Genomic DNA, 16,724 nt, shown 5'->3' with positions numbered 1-16,724 from the left:
GGTCGTGACGATCGCTGGCGATGGCTGGCACCGTACGGGGTCGGGGCGATCGACTGCCGCGGCCCTTCGGGCCTTGCCACCGGGGAGCCGGTGGCGCTGCAGGTGAGGGGATGCGCCGCGGCGGCCGCCGGGCCGTCGAGCGAGCGCGGCACCGTCTCGGGTGACGGACCACCGGTCACCGTTCAAGGAATCTACGCTGTAAAGCTCATGTCCTTCCGGGGCATAGCCGGCCTTCGGCCGGTCTGGATGCCCTCGCCGGGCGGGCAGGCTCCGGGATGGGGAAGGCCCGGCGATCATGCGCAGGGTGCGATGGGGTGCCGGGGGTTCGTGATCCATCCCGTCTGCCTGCCCAAGGGCTACCAGACCGGCCCACCGGCGTCGACTCCCCCCGTGCAGGCAGGGCAACCAGCGCGCGAGGAAGGGCACCGGGCACAGGGACACCAGAAGGGGAGTCGACGCCGGCGATCCGGCCCGGTAGGGCGGAGCCCAGGCAGACGGGATGGATCACGAAGCCCCCTCCTGTTGAGGAAGACCCGCGCGGGGTGACGACGAGATAGCCATTCGGTTACTGCTCCTGTATCGTAGCGACCAGCTACGATATAGGAGCGAGGTAAGAGGATGGACCCACTGAAGGAGGAGCGCGTGGCCGAGGCCCTGCGAGCCCTCGCCGAGGTGACCGCCAAGCGTGAGCAGGTGGTGAACGAGCATCGCGAGGCAGCAGTGCGGGCGCTGGAGGCGGGCGCCAGCTGGAGGCGCGTGGCCGAGATCGGCAAGGTCAGCCAGGACACGGTCAACCGTTGGAGAAAAGCGGCGCGCGAGGTCACGCCCCAGGAGGAGGAGACCCGTGAACGATGAGGACCTGACGGCGTTTGGGCACCTGGTCCGCGACGCTGACGAGCAGCGACCCGCAGCCCAAAGCGGCATGTACGAGGCGGGATGGGTGCTCAGCGAGGTGACCCGGGCCGCCGGCACCGTGGCCGAGTACCTACGCGAGCAGACCAGGACCTACCCGAGCCGGTACATCCTGCGCGACGACGAGGACCAGGACCCGCAGGCCCGGATCCAGAAGGCCGGCGACCACCTCGCGCAGATGTCGGCCCTGCTGACCACAGCGAACGAGCACGCCCGCCGCTATCACGCGGAGATTGGGCACCTCGCGGTCCAGGTCGACCCCACCGCCGAGGGCTGAGGCTGCGGGTCCGCCCCGGCCGGATGACCGGCCGGGCGCGGGCCCGGGGCAGCCGCCCCAGACACGACAAGGCCCCAGGGACCACCGCTACCAACGTTCGTCCCTGGGGCTTCCCAGAAGGGAAGTTCCAGCATGGCATACGCCAAGACCACGACTGTTACTCACGTCGAGCCACACGCCAACTGGGGGCCCGGCAAGGAGCCGGCGAGTGGCTGGCCCGGTACCGGCTCCGGTGCCCGCGACGCCTACGACGCCCAGCAGGGCGGGAAGGGCGGCAAGTCGTGAGCAGGAGCGGAAACCAGCCTCTACAGCCGGCGACCGGCAAGCCCATCTATGTCTGCCCCGGGTGCAGCTCCCAGAGCACGGCCCCCGGATCCTGCGGCCGCCCGTCCACGCCGAGCTGCGGGGAGCGGGTCAGATGAGCAAGCCCACCGAAGAAGAGAAGTTGATCGAGGAGATGTTGGGCGAGCTGGTCGAGCTCCGCGCCGAGAACGAGCAGCTACGGCGCCCGGCCGCGCCGGTCGTCGATCTGAACGCCCGCCGCCGGCGGTAGCCATGGGCCTCGATTGGTCCGGCAAGAAGGAGAACGACCCTCGTAGGCACTGGAATGACGGACGGCGGGAGCCATGCCGGATATGCCGACGTTCGACGTTCCTACTCGACAGCCACGGTCAACCAGCGCACAAGGTCTGTGCCGAGGCCGAAGAAGCCGAACAGCATCAGCCATGACGCCGCAGAGCGCATGTCGCCGACGACGGTAAAGACGGCCGCCGGGCCCGCAACGCCCGGCGGCCGTTTGCGAAGGAGGAGAGAACCATGGAGCGCCAGGGGCGATGGATCGTGTACATGGGTGTAGGCGGCTACGTCTGCGCCGCGCCGGTGCCCACCGGTCCCGAGGGGATCTGTGGCATGCCGGTCGAAAGCGAGCCGTGCCCCGAGCACGGCGACCAGGACCAGGGGTAGGCGATGGCCGAGAAGACGTACACCGCGGGCGATGTGATCCGCATGGTCGCCCACATCAAGGGCTGTGCCGAGTGCTACGGCGGAGACCAGGAGATTCTGGATGGTCTGCACGAGGGTCTACCGCCGGAGGAGATCGACGCTTACATCACGACCGCGCACGATCCGGCATGGGTCGCGCTCACCGAGAGGAACGGGAGGCCCGAGCATGGATGAGGCATACGTCAACGGGGGCCAGGACCAGTTGAAGGCCACTGCGGCCGCCGGCGACATGATCCGTCTTGATCGCTTCGCTGAGGACATCCTCGGACGATGCCGATGGGCGAAGCGACACAACGACGGCCGCCCGTCCGGCGCCTGGTCGACCGGCGAACAGTTGGCGGTCGCCCTGGTACTGAGGGACCGCGCCCACCTTGACGGGATGGGTTACACCGTCCAGGAGGCATATCAGCGGGTCTACGGCGGCATGATCTCGCCGCCCCCGTACGACGAGTTCGGCGCGTGGTTCAACAGCATCAGGGGGCGACTCGCCGATGAGTAACGACCTCGAACCCTGGCGCGCTCCATCGACTCCGACAAGGGCTGAGAAGGTCATCAACGACAGCCTTAGGAAGCTGAGCAGGTAGCCGCGACACGCCGAAGAAACCGAAGAGCCCCGGACCCGGAGGTCTGGGGCTCTACGGTTTCGAGTTGTCTACGCTCGATAGGGCTGAGCATACCCCGGCAGTGCTCCCGCGCGAAGGACTCACACGCGGTTAGGGTCCGGAGAGTTGCGACTCCTAAAAACACTCGGCCTCGGGTCCGATCCCTCAGAAGGTAAACACCCGCAACTGGAGTGGTCAGCCAGCGAGACGTTGCCCCGTCCGTGAGGACGGCGGTAGAGCACGGCAGGCCCAGACTCGGCGGCGCAGAGCCGCGCGGCCCGGACAGACGACGGCGAACGCCGTACCGGCCGACGAGAGCTGATCACACATCCCGCCCTGGGGGACGAGTAACGCCGTCCCCGCGATCATGCGCGTACCTACACCGACCGGCGTACCGGAGAGAGCTGATCGCCCCGCACCCTGCGTCGTGACACCGCCCCGGCGGAGCCCTGTCGCGATGCAGGGGCGGGGCGCCCCCTGCCCTCTGGCCCCCGGAGGGAGGCCGACCCCGCGCGATCTCTCCCGCCCGGGGTGCTTTACAAAGTAAAAGACGCCGGAGCAGGTCCGAGTCTCAAGAAGCCCAGTTTCCCCACCAGCCACGAGGCAGTATCGAGGGATCACGACGGAAGGGGGAACGGTGGAGACGGAGGAAGGGAAGCGGCTGGCCGAGGCGCTGCAGGAGTCGGCCCGGACGGCTACGGACATGGTCGACGACATCCGGGCGGCAATCGCCGGCCAGGACCTCGGGACGCGCGAACGCATCGACGCCTTTCTCGGCGAGATCACCGCGGTTGCAGACGAGATCCTGGCCATGCAGGACCACATCCCGGCGATGGAGGCCGAGACGCGGTATCTGGCCCAGGCCTGCGCCGAGCAGGAGGCGCGAGGCGAGCAGGTGCCGGCGATCGGTGCCCCGGGATATGAGGCATGGGAGGCCGCTCAGTTCACGGCGTGCGCGTGCCCGGAGCGGTGCCCGATCCACGGGTGACCCTGCAGCTGTTCGGCCCGCTCTCGCGTCCGAGGGCGGGCCGTCCGTCTCTCAGGTGGTCAGGACCCGGGGCAGGTGGACGTGCCGGTGGTCGACGTCGACCAGGCGGCCGAGGTCGCGCAGGCGAGCCGCCAGGATCTCGGCGACGGCGGGCGCGCGGTGCCGGCCCCCGGCGCAGCCCAGGGCGATGGTGGCCGGGCCGATCGGCAGCAGCGCGTAGGCGGTGAGGTTGTCGACGAGTTCGGCGACGCCGGGCGTGGCCAGGACCACCGCCTGGACGCGGCCGTCACGGCCGTCGAGGTCGAGGATGGGCCGGGCCGCGGCCGGATCCCGGTAGCGGTCGCGCAGGTCTTCCACCCGATGTGCAGTCGGCGGTACATCGTGGAGGAACCCGAAGCTGATCAACTGAAGAGTCATGCTCGGAGTCTCGCCCGCAGTCGGCGGCCGCGGGGACAATGTCAGCCAGGAGGAAACGGGAAACCGTTGGCCCCGACCCACACCGGCGCCGAAGGGGGAAGACCATGCCGCAGCAGCCCGCCGTGCTCCGTTACGGCGCAGGCGGGTTACCGGTCTACCGGGCCGGGATGGCGCCGCCGCAGCTGGCCACCCGCCGCCAGTTGCGCGCCGATGGCCTCAGTACGGCCGGACTGGCCCCGGCCGCATGGCTGCACTACAGCGCTCATCACGGCATCTGCCCTCTGTATGAGCGCGCCGCGGCCCGCCCGGTGCGCCCTCTGACTCCGCGCCAGCGCGAGGCATTGGCCGCCGGCCGCGCCCTGGTGGGCACCGCCCCCTGCTACCACTGCCGCGTCCGCCGTGGCGTGGTCAACGACCAGAGCCGGGCCCTGTGTGATGAGTGCGGGCCCATCGTGCGGGCCGCCGAACGTATCCGGGCCGCCGCTGAGGCTGAGGCGCACGAGCGGATGCTGGTCGACGATCGCGCCGCGGCGACCGCATGGGCCCGCGAGGTACTGGCCGACCCGGCCACGGTGATCCTGGACACCGAGACGACCGGCCTGTACGGGTCCTATGCCGTGTCTGTGGCCGTTGTGACCACCACCGGCGCCGTGCTGCTCGACACCCTGCTTAACCCTCAGGTGCCGATCCCGGCCGAGGCCACGGCGATCCACGGCATCACCGACGCGGCGGCCGCGGCCGCGCCGACGTTCGGCGCGATCCTGCCGCAGCTGACCGAGGCCGTGCACGGCCGCCGCGTGGTCGTCTACAACGAGGCGTTCGACGTCGGGGTGTTGACCCGGGAGCTGAAGCGCCATTTCGGCGCTGCCGACGCCGAGCGCGCCGAGCAGCTGGCCGCCGCATGGCTGGGATCGGCCCGGTGGGAATGCGCCATGGAGCGTTACGCCTGCTGGTACGGCGATTGGAGCAACTACCGGGGGGATTACACCTGGCAGCCGCTTCGTGGTGACCACGACGCCCTTGGTGACTGCCGGGCCGTCCTACGCCGCCTGTGGGCGATGGCCGGCGAGGATGCCGGGGTGCTCGCCGGCCATCGTTGGCCGGGGCCGAAGGCCATGGGCGCCGATCGCCCCGACCCCGTACGGTGGCCGGCCACCGCCAGCGATCGTCACGGCATCAGCCAGTCTCCCGGGACGCCATGAGTCAGCAGGGTCGGCCGAGCGTGGACATCGAGCACCGGGGAGGAGTCCCAAAACGGCCGCCCCGCCCAGGCCGCCGGGGCCAGCCTCACCCCGAGATAGGCCACTCCCTTACCGTCCGGCCAGGTGACATCCACCGCGGTATGACCGTCTGTCGTCACCCATGCGTGCGGCACCGGCAGCCGAGTGCCACCCGTATCGAGCAGGGCCAGCCCTTCCACGTAAGCCCAGCCCGGGAGCGATGCGGCGGTGACCGCGTTGGCGTAGCAGAAGCCCATGGCCCCGGCGACGACGTCGGCCGGCCGCGGCGCCGGAGTGAAGGACTCGCCGACGTCGAGCAGCAGGCCGTACAGCGAGCCATACCGGGCCGTGCCGACCGGCGGGGCCGACGTCGCCCAGCTGGTGACCGTGGCGGCCAGCTCTCGCGCAGCCGCGGCCGCGGCCCGGTTCGTCTGGCTCTTACCCACGGCGCCGATCTTCCTCATTCGCGGTCGGATTTGTGGAACCCCCGTCGACGTACGGGGGAAACAGGCTCTCGGTGAGGCGCTGCAGCTGCGCCAGGGCGACGGGGTCGAGGCGGGTTCCCTGGCGGAGGATCCAGCCGGCCACCATCGAGGCGCGCAGCATCCGGACCCGGTCCGGCCCCACGGCCATCCCGCGCAGGGGCACATGCGGGCCGTGGACGGCGAGCAGGGGCACGACCTCTACCGGAGCCCCGAGAGCCGCGCGGAGGGCCGCAGCGACCGACCGGGCCTCATACACGACGGACTTGGTCACGTTGTCGCCCCAGGTGGTTCCTACGTGGACGTAGCGGCCGCGCCGGGTGACTCGGCGGTCGCGGTTCCAGTTCTTGGAGTCGACGACGAACACGCCGCACGGGCCGACGACGAGGTGATCCACGTTGGCTTTGCCCCGGGGCAGGGCGCGGTCATGCAGGACCAGGTGGCCCGCTCGCTCCAGGCGGCGCAGGGCGCGGGCCGTGCGGCGTTCGCCGAGGGCGCCGCGGCGCCAGGTCCGTACCGCCTCGTGGGTACGCCAGCGGTAGACGGCGTCGGCCAGGGCGACGAGCAGACCGGCGACCAGGCCCACGCGCCAGTCGATGAGCACGGCCACCGCGGCGGCCGCGGCCGCCGCCAGGAGGACGCGCACCACCACGCGGCGCCGGCGGCCGCGCGCCATCTCCTCCCGGTAGCGGGCCCAGGCCGAGGCACCGGCGCCGGAGGCGGGGGGACGGAACACGATCGACCTCCGAGGGCAGGGGGCGGGGGCAGGTCTTCGTGGAGGTGGCCAGCGTCAGCTGGCGGAGCGGGAGCGAGGGACCGCGGCCCAGAACTCCGCATCGCCGATGTAGCGATCGCCGCCGCACCCGGGGCAGGTGATCGTTTCGGTCCCGCGCGGGACTTCCAGCTCCCCGCCGCAGGCTCCGCACGTCATCAGGTAGACCGACATGATCCCAACTCCTAACGGTGATCAACCCTCGGACTTCGGTGATCTCAACCCCTCGGGTACCACTCTGAGTGATCTCCTTCGGGAGTGCTGCCAGTTGGTCAGTTCTTGCCAGTGGGTGTTTCCCCAGTGACAACCTTAAGGGCAATGTACCTATGCATCTAGATGTACTGGTGTGTTTTGATCTTGTAGAGTTGTAGCTATGACCGTCAAGATCACTGCGTTCGCGGGGGCAGAGGGGATCCTCTACTTCACGCGCGGTGAGGGGTGCGGCGGCCATGACCACGGGCTGCGCGGGGAGCACGGCGTGGGCCCTGAGCAGTACTTCGTGAAGGGGCAGGAGGGCAATCCGGTCGGGGTCTGGCACGGGGCCGGTGCGGCGCTGCTGGGCTTGGAGGCCGGCGCCCCGGTCCGGGAGAAGGACGCCGAAGCGGTCTTCGGTCAGATGGCGAACCCGGTGGCGTTCGAGGCGTTCATGGCCACGGCCGAGGAGCGGATCGCGGCTGAGGGGCTGACCGGCGCGGCGGCCGCGGCCGAGCTGGAGGCCGCCGCCGCGGCGGCCCGCTTGGGCGGCCGGGGGTATCGGTTCAAGACCTTGGAGGAGCGGGTCAAGGCCCGGGTGAAGGCCGAGCGGGTCAACGTCGACTTGGACCAGGAGAGGGTCCGGGCGATCGAGTTGGAGGAGGCCGCGAAGGCCACGCCGAAGGCCCGCAACTTCTACGACGTCACCTTTTCGCCCAGCAAGAGCAGCAGCGTCTACTACGCGGGGTTGATCGCGTCGGAGCGTAGGGCCGAGGCCGAGCGGATGCGGGAGATCCACCGGGAGGCCGTGGCCGAGGCGCTGGAGTACTTCCAGCAGGAGGCCGGGTACGCGCGGGCCGGCCACCACGGGAAGGCGCCGGACGGGCGCCCCTCGGTGGGCCGGTGGGTCGACGCCCATGAGTGGGTGATGAGCCTGTGGGACCACCAGACCAACCGCGAGGGGGAACCGCAGCTCCACACACACGCCCTTGTGCTCAACCGGGTCAGGACCGTCACCGAGGACGGGACGGAGAAGTGGCGGGCGCTGGACGGGGCCAGCCTGTATCGGGCGCAGCGGGCCGCGGCCGCGATCTATGAGCGGGGCTTTGAGCAGCGCATGGAGGCCGAGTTCCCGGTGGCTTACCGGCTGCGGCCGGACGGCAAGGCCCGCGAGCTGGTCGGCATCAGCGAGGAGGAGCGCGCGGCGCTGTCCACCCGGGCCGCGCAGGTGTCGAAGAAGGTTGAGAAGTGGGCGGCCGAGTACGAGGCGCGCACTGGCCAGGCGCCGAGCCCGTATGCGCGGACGCTCATGCAGCAGGACGCCGCCCGAATCACCCGCGAGCGTAAGAAGCCGATCGGCTCGGAAAGCGAGCTACTACGCCAGTGGGAAACGATGGTCGGCCAGCGGTTGAAGACCACGCTTGCGGCGATGGCCGAGCGGGCCGAGGCCGCGGCGATCGACGCCCGCGGCCGCGGCGATGCCGACCGGTGGGAACGGCACGTTGTCATCGGTCAGGCCATCGAACGTGTCCAGTCGCAGCGGTCGACGTGGACCCGGGCCGATCTGATGTTCGCCATCAACGAGGTCTTGCCCGATCGGCTCGGTCCGAGCGTGCTGGCCCAGCGGGGTTACACCACGGCGTTGCTGGAGGAGCTGGCCGACGAGGCCCTATCTGGCCGGTATGGCGTAGTCATGGTCCAGGGCATGGAGCTGATTCCGGTTCCGGAGGAGTTTCGCCGGGCCGATGGCCGCAGCGTCTACCAGCCGAGCCACGGCGAGCGTTACGCAACGCTGGCGTATCTGGACGCTGAGCAGCGGGTCATCTCCCGGGCGAAGGCGCGCGGCGCGCTGGCGCTCAGCCAGGCCGCGATTGCCGACGCGCTGGAGGAGGCCGCGCAGGGCGGCCGGCCCCTGGGGGACGATCAGGCCAACGTGGTGGCCGGGGTGTTGGGCGATGCCCGCCCGATCGACGTTGTGGTGGGCCCGGCAGGCGCCGGTAAGAGCACTGCACAGGGGACGATTGCCCGCGCTTGGGAGGCCACCGGCCGCCGCGTGATCGGTCTTGCGCCCAGCTCAAAGGCCGCCCAGGTCTTGCAGGCTCAGGGCCTCACGCTGGCGATGAACATTGACCGTTTCCTCATGCGCGCCAAGGGCCAGGGCCCTCGTCACGAGGTTGACCTGTTCGCGCTCCGGCCCGGGGACATGGTCGTCTTGGACGAGGCGGGCATGGCCTCTACCGAGCACATCGTGCAGATCTCCAAGATGGTCGAGGCGGTCGGCGGCAAGCTGGTCTTGTGCGGCGATGACGCGCAGCTGGCGGCCGTGGAAGCCGGCGGCCTGTTCCGCGAGCTCGCACGGATGGGCGAGGCGCTGCAGCTGGACACCGTGCGACGGTTCCGGGACGAGGACGGCACGGTCCGCGAGTGGGAGGCCCGCGCGTCCCTCGGACTGCGTGAAGGCCGGGTTCACGCGTTGGACGCCTACCGGATCCGGGGCCGGATCCAGTCGGGCACCGTCGAGGAGATGGCCGCGGCGATCCAGCGGAGCTACGTCGCTGACCAGCTACGCGGCGTGCATAGCGTCGTGATGACCAGCACCGAGGAGCAGGCCACCAACTTGTCAGCGGCGATCCGCGCTGAGCTGGCCGCACTGGGGAAGGTCGAGGCCGCCGGGGTCGAGCTGGCCAACGGCACGCTGGCCGGGGTCGGCGACCTCATCCAGACCCGGGAGAACATCAACAACCTGACCGACTCCGCAGGGATGGCGGTCTTCAACCGCTACCTGTACCGGGTGGCCAGCCGGAGCGCGGACGGATCGCTGACGGTCGACCGGGTCACCGGCCGCGACGAGCAGGGCGCGGAGCAGACGGCCGGGCGGGTCACGCTGCCCGCGGACTACGTGGCCGAGCATGTGACGCTGGGGTACGCCGGGACCATTCACAGCGTCCAGGGCGACACGGTCAAGGTTGGATACGGCCTGGTCACCTCAGCCGCGACGCGCGAGCAGATGTATGTGGAGGCCACGCGCGGATCGTTGGAGAACTTCCTTTTCGTCGGCCTTGAGCGCGACGAGGAGGAGCTGTCAGTTCTGGCCGGGGTCCTGGCCAACACCGGGGCGGAGCGGTCGGCCAGCGAGACGCTACGGACCGAGCTGGAGTGGATCGAGTCCCTTGGCGCGCACGCGCCGGTCTGGGAAGACCTGGTTGAGCAGCACCAGCGGACCAAGCACCAGGAGATCCTGGCGGAGTCGCTGGGTGAGGAGCTGTACGAGCGGTTGCGGGTCGAGGACCCCAGCACCGTCTATCGGCAGCTGTGGGCGGCCGAGCTAGCCGGCCATGACGCGCGGGCGCTGGTCGCCGACGCGCTTGGGTCGGACGGGCTTGGCGCGGCGGACACGGTCGATAAGGTCCCGTCTCTGCTGTTCTGGCGGATCGACCGGCAGCTGAAGACCCGGACGCCGGAGCGGGAGCCCGCCGGGGCGAGCTGGGTCGAGCGCACCCCCGCGGATCTGGAGGGCCCCGCCGGCGAGTTGGCGCGGGCCCGCGCCGAGGCGATGGACGCCCGGGTGCAGGCTCTCGGCGAGCGCGCGGTGCAGGAGCCGCCCGCGTGGGCGCTGGAGCGCCTTGGGCCGGTGCCGGAGGACCTGGAGCAGCGGGCCGAGTGGCAGCAGCGCGTGGCCGCGGTGGAGGCGTACCGGGAGCAGTACCAGGTGGAGGCGCCGTCGACGGTCATCGGGCCGCCGCCGGGCCGGGGCATGGTCACTCAGTACGCCGCGTGGGAGGCCGCGTACCAGGCCATGGGCCGCACGGCGGAGGAACAGCGCCTTGCCGAGGCCAGCGCCGCCACCTTGCGCGAGCAGGTCGAGATCTGGCAGCGCGAGCAGGAATGGGCGCCGCCGAGCGTCGCCGAGGAGCTGGCCCGGGTCACCGAGCAGCGGCGCACCCACGAGCAAGAGGAGGCCCTGGCCCGCGCCCAGGCCGAGCTGGTCGCCGATCCGGAGCAGCGGGTACGGCTGAGCGAGCAGGCCGAGGCCGCCCGGGTCCAGGCCGAGCGCGTGGCGGGGCTCGGTGCGGCGATCGAGGAGCGCCACGCCGAGCGGGAGAGCTGGTACGAGCGCACCGCGGCCCTTCGCGAGCAGGCCGAGGCCGCGTTGTCGGAGCTGATCCGCCGCAAGGTCGACCAGCCCGAGCGCCAGGCCGAGCCGGAGGCCGAGGCCCAGCGCCAGGCCGAGCCGGAGGCCGGGCGCGAGCCCAGCCAGTACGAGCGGGAGCGGGAGGCGTTCACCCGCCTTGCCGACCATTGGAGCAGGCAGCAGCCGTTGAAGCGGATTGACGTCGAGCGCCAGGCCGAGCCGGAGGCCGGGCGCGAGCCCAGCCAGCGCGAGCGGGAGCGGGAGGCGTTCACGCGCCTTGCTGCGCAGTGGGACGCCCGGGAGCAGCAGGCCGCGCCGGAGATCACCGCGGCGCGCGAGCCTGAGCAGACGCCAGCGGCGCCGCAGGTCAGTATTGAGGAGTTGCGGCCGCAGGTGAGCCTGCGTGTGCTGACGGAGCTGTGGGAGGCCCAGCAGCGCACCGTCCAGCCGGAGGCCCCGACCGTCCGCGAGCGCACCGAGCGCGCCGAGGCCGGCCGTACGGCCGAGGCGGAGCCGACGTTGCGCCAGCAGATCGAGGCCCAGCTGTCGGAGCGGCGCGAGGTCCAGGAGCGCCTGGAGGCCGAGCGCGCCGCCCGCCGGGAGATCGAGCCCGAGCGCAGCATGCAGGAGATCACCCGGGATCACCATTACCACCAGCAAGCGCTGGAGCTGGAGGCCGAGCAGAGCATGGCCGTGGTGGCCGAGCGCGGCGGCCCCGTCATCGAGGGCCCGGGGATCGAGAGGTAGGGATGACCATGGGCGGGGAACAACATATGCCGTCCGGTCTCATGTGGGGTGGAATGCCCCAGGAAGGCCCGCCGCCAATGAGCGTCCCGCCTCGTTCCGCACCGCAAGCCCCGCCGCGGCCCACGCCGCCGGCCCCGCCGTGCCCGCGTACCCCGGCGGAGATCGCTGACCAGTGGTCGTTCTTCTCCGCTCCCGAGAATGCCCAGTACACGGACCAGGACTACGCCCGCGGCGTGCTGGAGTCCCTGCGATGGGTGATGGGACGCCGGGTGGAGTCTCCTGTCGCCAGCGACATGCTCAGCAGGGTGCCGACCCTGCGCGACATCGAGCGGGAGGCCAGCCGGGCCGAGGAAGGCATGCGGGCCCTGAGCGGCGAAGGGCTGCAATGGCGTCAGCAGCTTGGCCTGCGCTACCTGACCGGGTGCGAGAACGCCCTGTTCTGGGCAACCGGAGAAGGCGGAGAAACGATCTACTGACCTGTACAGCAACGAGGCCGCGCCCACGATGGGCGCGGCCTCGTTGTTGTTCAGGGGTCAGTACCGGGGCGGAGGCTCGTAGTCGTAGCGCGGCGGTTCGGTGGCCGCGGCCGCGGTCTGGCCGAGGTGGCTTTCCGTGCAGGTGGCGGCCGAGGACCAGCCGATGCGCCGCCTCAGCCCCATCAGGTAGCGGTCGTGCCAGTCTCCCGCCCGCGCGGGGGTGCCCTTGGCCGTGCGGTAGATCTCCAGCCACTCCTGGCAGAGCCACCCGAGTTCGGCGATCAGGTCGTGATGCTGGTTCCAGCACGGCGGGATCAGGCGGACGGTCCGCCCCTCGCTTTTGGCCCGCTGGATCCGGACGTCCGGCGCCTCCCAAGCCACCAAGCCGTACATGGTGCCCAGAACCGCGTTGACCCAGGCGGTCAGCGTCTCACCGGCCCGTTGGGCGTCCGGACCGCCCTCGGTGAGCAGCGCGCTCCAGTCCCAGACCCGGACCTTGGCGGGCCGCTCGTTGGCCGCGGCCTCGATGGCGTTGACCCGGTCGGCCAGGGCCGACAGCTGGCCCACCATCTCCTGCAGAGCATCCGGGCCGGGGAGCTGGTCGACGCGGGCGCGTAGGGCGCTGAGGTCCTGGCGCAGCTGGAGCAGCTGCCGCGCCAGCGGCGCCCCGTCCTCCGTCACCGTTCCTCCCAGACGATCGGACTTGAGGCCCGCCGGGAAGTCACCGACCGAGCAGGCAGCGGGCGGCCGCGGGTCGGGAGGTCCCGGCGCCGCCACACCTTGCGGACGCGGACGATGGCGGGCGGAGCGCCCCGGTAGAGGACCAGGGCCCGCCAGGGCTTGAGCTGGCGGATCGCGTGCGGCGGCAGGACCGCTCGGAACTCCTGATGCTCGGACTTGACCGGCCCATTGGCGCCGTGCTGCACGCTGGTCCGGGTGACCTCCCGCTCCCCGCACAGCTCCGACAGCTCCCGCAGGTCGTCGGCGCTCTTGAGGCCCCGGAACGCCATGGTGACCGCCGCGGCGTTCCAGATCGCATCGCCACCCGCGCGGCCCCACCGGGCGTACAGCTGCGCTTTGGACTGGATACCGGCCAGCAGGAGCAGGCCGTGGCCGCGCCACTTGTTGATCCAGCGATCCAGCGGGACGGGGCAGATGGTGGCGACCTCATCCAGCGCCCAGGTCATCCAGGGGTCCAGCCGGCGGCCCGGCATCTGGTCGGCCAGGCGCACGGCCGCGGCCTCCATGTCAGCCAAGATCAGCGTGAACAGGGGCGCGATCCCGCTACCGGCCCCGCTGTCCTCCCCAACCATGTAGAGCGTGCCGCGCGACAGGATGAACTCCTCCATGTCGATCTCGTCACCGGAGGCCGGGGTCACGGCGTGAGCCGCGGCCGGGCCGGACAGCCAGGACAAGGCCGTGGCCAGCGTCGAGAAAATGCCATCCCGCGTTCGGTCGGTGACCTCCTGGCGAGCCCGCAGAGCCTCGATCCAGGACCGGGGAGCGCCGTAGCGGTGCAGGATGGCGAGCGCTTCCGTGTTGCCGGGGTCGTTGGCCCAGCGCTGGACGTCGACCAGGGTGAGGCCGCCCAGGTCAGCGGCCAGCAGGAAGGCCCGCAAGACCTCGTTGGCGTTGCTGTGGAAGTAGTCCTCAAAGCTGCTGGACTCGCCGCCGCGGCGGGAGCCGTACAGCAGGGCGGCGCCGCGCTGCATGGCCACGTCGAGGTCCCGGCAGCCCTTGACGGGGTTGTGCCGCAGCGTCGACGGCACGCCGCCCAGGCCGAGGGGGTTGAACAGCCGCACCGGGCCGACCGCCTCGCGAATCGCCGCGGTGGTGTCATAGTCGCCGATCTTGCTCGTGGTGTAGACGACCGCGCCGGGCGCGTCGGCCACGATGTCGGCCAGCGCCGCGCTCTTGCCGACGCCGGGTGGGCCGATCAGCAGCGCGCTGTCCTCGGGACTGCAGGCCACGACCATCCAGGGGGAGGCGGAACGGCCGATCCGGTAGGCGTACTGGCTCACCGGCAGACGGCGGTGGCCGGCCAGGGACGGCCGGGTGATGGGTACCTTCCGCTTGGCGGCGCGGGCGCTCATGTGGCGGGTGATGTCCCAGGCGGTGGCGAAGCCCTTCGGGGGCACCGCCGCGCGGTAGAGCAGCTGCGCCAGGACCAGCGCCACGAGGAGGGCCAGGGACAGCGGGATCAGGAGTTCTAACGGCAGGTCGACGTTGGCCCAGGGGTCGGGGACCTGTGGTGTGGAGTCGGCAAGGGGGTGCATGGGCGTCATCTCCGTCATCACTGGGAGCCCCCCGCGATCTCGCCGGGGGCCGGGAGCGTACGGTCAGCGGCCGGTACGGCGGGAGCCAGCGCGGCCGGGTTCACCAGCACGGGCACCAGGCCACGCGCAGTGTTGACATATGCCGACTCCAGACTGTCAGGAGTGACGGTCGGGATGGGGGAGATCTGGTACGCGAGTTGATGCGTCAGGGCTGCATGGTGCGGAGCGATGGCCACCGCCATGGCCCCCTCGGTGGCCGCCGGACGGGACGCGCACGGGCAGGCCGGGCCGGAGGCCCGCCAGGGGCCGACGCGGGGCCGCAGAACCATCGCCCCCAGGACGGTCCCGACGCCGACGCCGCCGGCGCCGGTCATGACCAGTGAGATGATGTCCATTGCTTGTCTCCCTACGTGGGTCGAGCGGTCGGGGTCAGCGCTACGGGTGCAATCGGGGCGCTGACCCCACATGACCGGGTTCACTTCTGTCTCCGGAGCGGGGTCACCGAGGCGACCGGGCCGGAGGCGGCCGCAGCGTGCCGGGCACGCTCGCGGCGCAGGGTTGATCGGATGGTCTCCACCTTGACCGGGTGCCCCCGGTCCGACAGCCAGGCCGAGACCTCGCCCGCGGTCGCGTCTTCACCGAGAACGCCCAGCGCAATCCGCACTTTCGGCGCCTGCTGAGTCTGTGCCGCGAGCAGGTCGGACGGGGCTGCACCGGGTGCGGGTGCATCCGGTGCACCCGGGTGCACCAGGTCGGCCGGAGCCGGGTGCACCTCCGGGTGCACTTCGACCGGATCACCGGCCGAGGCGGGTTCACTCGTGGCGCCGACCGGGAGCGGTTCGGGCCGCGGAGCCGGGATCGGGTCGGGTGCAGGTGCGGGTGCAGCACCCGGTGCACCCGGGTTCACGTCGACCGGGTGCACTGGGTCGGCCGGAGCCGGGTGCACCTCCGGGTGCACGTCGGCAGGATCTTCCGGCCGGGCCCCGCGCCCCGGGTCCGGGTCGACGGGGTTAGGAGTCTCCTCCGGGGCTTTCTCCGGGATCTCGACGGAGGCCGCCAGGCGATCCCGGTGGAGCATGTGCGCCAGGGCCGCCCCGAGGCCGAGCACGAGCACCGGCAGGCAGGACACCAGGACCGTTACCGGGACGGGTGCCTGCGTTCGGCCGGCCACCTCCAGCAGGTGATAGGCGATCTGGCCGAACATCCCGAGGCCCAGCGCGCCCAGCGCGGACGCGCGGGCGAACTTGCGGGTGCCGGGGGCGACCGGCGCGGAGGTCAGCCACGCCGCCAGTGCGAAGGCCGCATACGCCTCTACGCCGATCGGGAGCGTAACCGCCGAGTTGATCTCGATGTCGTCGGCGATGCCCGGTAGAAGTTGGACCGGGCCGAAGCCCGTCATCTTCCCTAAGCCGACCCATCCTGACCAGGTGGCCACGCCCGCCGGCAGGGCCAGTAAGGCCAGGGGCCAGCGCCGGGGCCAGCGCACGGACGCCGGGTTACTGATCATCGGGTGCCCCCGCCTCAGCTCTGAGCAGGGCCGCTACCTCGTCGATGTGCCGCAGCCCGACCCTGACGAGAGCGTCATGGATGGAGGTCTTGGTCAGCTCCAGGCGAGCGGCCACGATCACCTCGATACGCCGGGCGTCGACTTCGGCGACGACCTCGGGGGAGACGAGCAGGCGGCCGACGGGTGCCCTCTGGGCCATGGGGTTTCTCCTGGGTGGTGCGTGATCAAGAGTCGTTGACATGCCAACCACCATTGCACATAGCTGGAACTGTTGGCAACAGTGTCAGTCGCGTGTAATGCTGGCTAGCGTCACCAGGGTATGGCCTGATGATCTCCGGTGCCAGATGACGGCACCGAGAGACGCAAAGGCCCCGCCGGGCGTCTGTCCAGGAAGCCGGCGGGGCCACCTCACGGAGAGGTGATCCCATCATGGATGGCATAAGGAGGTTCTGGGAGATCCTGTGCAGGCTGGCGCGGGCCGTGCGGGTCACGGCCGTCACGCTGGCTGCGCTGGCACTGGTCGCCCAGGACTGCGCGATTCACGCGCTGAGCAGGTGGCACGCCCACCAGCCCCGCGCCCTGCCCGTCATGGAGGCGGCGCCGGCCCCCGCCGAGCGGGTGCGGGAGCGCACCGCGTGACCGGCCGCCCCGACCCCGTACCGGCAGAGGTCGTGACGATCGCTGGCGATGGCTGGCACCGTACGGGGTCGGGGCGATCGACT

Annotated in this window: 20 protein-coding genes; 12 read left to right on the top strand and 8 right to left on the bottom strand. The window is 71.1% G+C overall.

From position 1 onward, the window contains the following. Positions 1–618 precede the first annotated feature (618 nt). From AB0D67_RS37860 to AB0D67_RS37825, 8 genes are all read left to right on the top strand, one after another. Complete coding sequence (locus AB0D67_RS37860) at positions 619–855, top strand: hypothetical protein (protein WP_362946899.1); 237 nt, start codon at positions 619–621, stop codon at positions 853–855. Next, positions 845–1,189: a hypothetical protein gene (locus AB0D67_RS37855; RefSeq protein WP_362946896.1), complete on the top strand. Its 345-nt coding sequence runs from the start codon at positions 845–847 to the stop codon at positions 1,187–1,189. Before AB0D67_RS37860 ends, AB0D67_RS37855 begins: the two co-directional genes overlap by 11 nt. 132 nt (positions 1,190–1,321) lie before the next feature. Beyond that, positions 1,322–1,474 (top strand): hypothetical protein, encoded by a 153-nt coding sequence (locus tag AB0D67_RS37850; RefSeq protein WP_362946893.1) that lies wholly within the window; start codon positions 1,322–1,324, stop codon positions 1,472–1,474. A gap of 133 nt (positions 1,475–1,607) precedes the next feature. Then, positions 1,608–1,742: a hypothetical protein gene (locus AB0D67_RS37845; protein ID WP_362946890.1), complete on the top strand. Its 135-nt coding sequence runs from the start codon at positions 1,608–1,610 to the stop codon at positions 1,740–1,742. A 263-nt stretch (positions 1,743–2,005) separates the two neighbouring features. After that, the gene (locus AB0D67_RS37840) at positions 2,006–2,152 is read left to right on the top strand and encodes a hypothetical protein (RefSeq protein WP_362946887.1); all 147 of its coding nucleotides are present in this window, start codon (positions 2,006–2,008) and stop codon (positions 2,150–2,152) included. Positions 2,153–2,155: 3 nt separating this feature from the next. Further along, positions 2,156–2,365 carry a hypothetical protein gene (locus tag AB0D67_RS37835; protein WP_362946884.1) on the top strand — a complete coding sequence of 70 codons (210 nt, stop codon included), beginning with the start codon at positions 2,156–2,158 and terminating at the stop codon, positions 2,363–2,365. After that, complete coding sequence (locus AB0D67_RS37830) at positions 2,358–2,690, top strand: hypothetical protein (protein WP_362946881.1); 333 nt, start codon at positions 2,358–2,360, stop codon at positions 2,688–2,690. Before AB0D67_RS37835 ends, AB0D67_RS37830 begins: the two co-directional genes overlap by 8 nt. A gap of 740 nt (positions 2,691–3,430) precedes the next feature. Beyond that, positions 3,431–3,781: a hypothetical protein gene (locus tag AB0D67_RS37825; protein ID WP_362946878.1), complete on the top strand. Its 351-nt coding sequence runs from the start codon at positions 3,431–3,433 to the stop codon at positions 3,779–3,781. 51 nt (positions 3,782–3,832) lie between these two features. Here AB0D67_RS37825 and AB0D67_RS37820 read toward each other — a convergent pair whose 3' ends face one another. Then, positions 3,833–4,198, bottom strand: a complete 366-nt coding sequence (locus AB0D67_RS37820; protein WP_362946875.1) for an RNase adapter RapZ — start codon at positions 4,196–4,198, stop codon at positions 3,833–3,835. A gap of 104 nt (positions 4,199–4,302) precedes the next feature. Here AB0D67_RS37820 and AB0D67_RS37815 point away from each other — a divergent pair, with 104 nt between their 5' ends. After that, positions 4,303–5,400, top strand: coding sequence for a 3'-5' exonuclease (locus AB0D67_RS37815; RefSeq protein ID WP_362946872.1), 1,098 nt, complete (start codon positions 4,303–4,305; stop codon positions 5,398–5,400). Here AB0D67_RS37815 and AB0D67_RS37810 read toward each other — a convergent pair. Continuing rightward, the gene (locus AB0D67_RS37810) at positions 5,367–5,864 is read right to left on the bottom strand and encodes a hypothetical protein (RefSeq protein WP_362946869.1); all 498 of its coding nucleotides are present in this window, start codon (positions 5,862–5,864) and stop codon (positions 5,367–5,369) included. The genes AB0D67_RS37815 and AB0D67_RS37810 overlap by 34 nt on opposite strands. Continuing rightward, positions 5,857–6,636 (bottom strand): nuclease-related domain-containing protein, encoded by a 780-nt coding sequence (locus tag AB0D67_RS37805; RefSeq protein ID WP_362946866.1) that lies wholly within the window; start codon positions 6,634–6,636, stop codon positions 5,857–5,859. Before AB0D67_RS37805 ends, AB0D67_RS37810 begins: the two co-directional genes overlap by 8 nt. 409 nt (positions 6,637–7,045) lie before the next feature. On the opposite strand from AB0D67_RS37805, the gene mobF reads away from it, so the two are divergent. Both mobF and AB0D67_RS37795 read left to right on the top strand, forming a co-directional pair. After that, positions 7,046–11,743, top strand: coding sequence for a MobF family relaxase (mobF, locus tag AB0D67_RS37800; protein ID WP_362946863.1), 4,698 nt, complete (start codon positions 7,046–7,048; stop codon positions 11,741–11,743). Between the two features lie 233 nt (positions 11,744–11,976). Beyond that, on the top strand, positions 11,977–12,219 hold the full coding sequence (locus AB0D67_RS37795; RefSeq protein WP_362946860.1) for a hypothetical protein: 243 nt from the start codon (positions 11,977–11,979) through the stop codon (positions 12,217–12,219). Positions 12,220–12,276: 57 nt separating this feature from the next. Here the strand turns inward: AB0D67_RS37795 and AB0D67_RS37790 are convergent, their stop codons facing one another. The 5 genes from AB0D67_RS37790 to AB0D67_RS37770 form a co-directional block, all read right to left on the bottom strand. Then, a complete protein-coding gene (locus AB0D67_RS37790; RefSeq protein ID WP_362946857.1) occupies positions 12,277–12,900 on the bottom strand; it encodes a hypothetical protein in 624 nt (207 codons plus the stop codon). Next, positions 12,897–14,495 (bottom strand): TraM recognition domain-containing protein, encoded by a 1,599-nt coding sequence (locus tag AB0D67_RS37785; RefSeq protein ID WP_362946854.1) that lies wholly within the window; start codon positions 14,493–14,495, stop codon positions 12,897–12,899. The genes AB0D67_RS37790 and AB0D67_RS37785 overlap by 4 nt, the downstream gene beginning before the upstream one ends. A gap of 17 nt (positions 14,496–14,512) precedes the next feature. Continuing rightward, complete coding sequence (locus AB0D67_RS37780; RefSeq protein WP_362946851.1) at positions 14,513–14,890, bottom strand: hypothetical protein; 378 nt, start codon at positions 14,888–14,890, stop codon at positions 14,513–14,515. A gap of 80 nt (positions 14,891–14,970) precedes the next feature. Then, a complete protein-coding gene (locus tag AB0D67_RS37775; protein WP_362946848.1) occupies positions 14,971–16,002 on the bottom strand; it encodes a hypothetical protein in 1,032 nt (343 codons plus the stop codon). Beyond that, positions 15,992–16,201 (bottom strand): hypothetical protein, encoded by a 210-nt coding sequence (locus AB0D67_RS37770; protein WP_362946845.1) that lies wholly within the window; start codon positions 16,199–16,201, stop codon positions 15,992–15,994. Before AB0D67_RS37770 ends, AB0D67_RS37775 begins: the two co-directional genes overlap by 11 nt. Before the next feature lie 230 nt (positions 16,202–16,431). Here AB0D67_RS37770 and AB0D67_RS37765 point away from each other — a divergent pair, with 230 nt between their 5' ends. Beyond that, positions 16,432–16,641, top strand: a complete 210-nt coding sequence (locus AB0D67_RS37765; RefSeq protein WP_362946843.1) for a hypothetical protein — start codon at positions 16,432–16,434, stop codon at positions 16,639–16,641. Positions 16,642–16,724: the final 83 nt, after the last annotated feature.

It is taken from the genome of Streptosporangium sp. NPDC048047 (genome assembly GCF_040653115.1).
Taxonomy (GTDB): Bacteria; Actinomycetota; Actinomycetes; order Streptosporangiales; family Streptosporangiaceae; genus Streptosporangium.
The sequence above is the reverse complement of the archived record's forward strand: the minus strand, read 5'-3'. Positions and strand labels throughout refer to the sequence as shown.

Excerpts from the sequence above, each read along its gene's own strand:
- AB0D67_RS37860 (WP_362946899.1), top strand. The coding sequence starts at position 619 with ATGGACCCACTGAAGGAGGAGCGCGTGGCCGAGGCCCTGCGAGCCCTC.
- AB0D67_RS37850 (WP_362946893.1), top strand. The coding sequence starts at position 1,322 with ATGGCATACGCCAAGACCACGACTGTTACTCACGTCGAGCCACACGCC.
- AB0D67_RS37845 (WP_362946890.1), top strand. The coding sequence starts at position 1,608 with ATGAGCAAGCCCACCGAAGAAGAGAAGTTGATCGAGGAGATGTTGGGC.
- AB0D67_RS37840 (WP_362946887.1), top strand. The coding sequence starts at position 2,006 with ATGGAGCGCCAGGGGCGATGGATCGTGTACATGGGTGTAGGCGGCTAC.
- AB0D67_RS37835 (WP_362946884.1), top strand. The coding sequence starts at position 2,156 with ATGGCCGAGAAGACGTACACCGCGGGCGATGTGATCCGCATGGTCGCC.
- AB0D67_RS37830 (WP_362946881.1), top strand. The coding sequence starts at position 2,358 with ATGGATGAGGCATACGTCAACGGGGGCCAGGACCAGTTGAAGGCCACT.
- AB0D67_RS37820 (WP_362946875.1), bottom strand. The coding sequence starts at position 4,198 with ATGACTCTTCAGTTGATCAGCTTCGGGTTCCTCCACGATGTACCGCCG.
- AB0D67_RS37815 (WP_362946872.1), top strand. The coding sequence starts at position 4,303 with ATGCCGCAGCAGCCCGCCGTGCTCCGTTACGGCGCAGGCGGGTTACCG.
- mobF (WP_362946863.1), top strand. The coding sequence starts at position 7,046 with ATGACCGTCAAGATCACTGCGTTCGCGGGGGCAGAGGGGATCCTCTAC.
- AB0D67_RS37785 (WP_362946854.1), bottom strand. The coding sequence starts at position 14,495 with ATGCACCCCCTTGCCGACTCCACACCACAGGTCCCCGACCCCTGGGCC.
- AB0D67_RS37780 (WP_362946851.1), bottom strand. The coding sequence starts at position 14,890 with ATGGACATCATCTCACTGGTCATGACCGGCGCCGGCGGCGTCGGCGTC.
- AB0D67_RS37775 (WP_362946848.1), bottom strand. The coding sequence starts at position 16,002 with ATGATCAGTAACCCGGCGTCCGTGCGCTGGCCCCGGCGCTGGCCCCTG.
- AB0D67_RS37770 (WP_362946845.1), bottom strand. The coding sequence starts at position 16,201 with ATGGCCCAGAGGGCACCCGTCGGCCGCCTGCTCGTCTCCCCCGAGGTC.
- AB0D67_RS37765 (WP_362946843.1), top strand. The coding sequence starts at position 16,432 with ATGGATGGCATAAGGAGGTTCTGGGAGATCCTGTGCAGGCTGGCGCGG.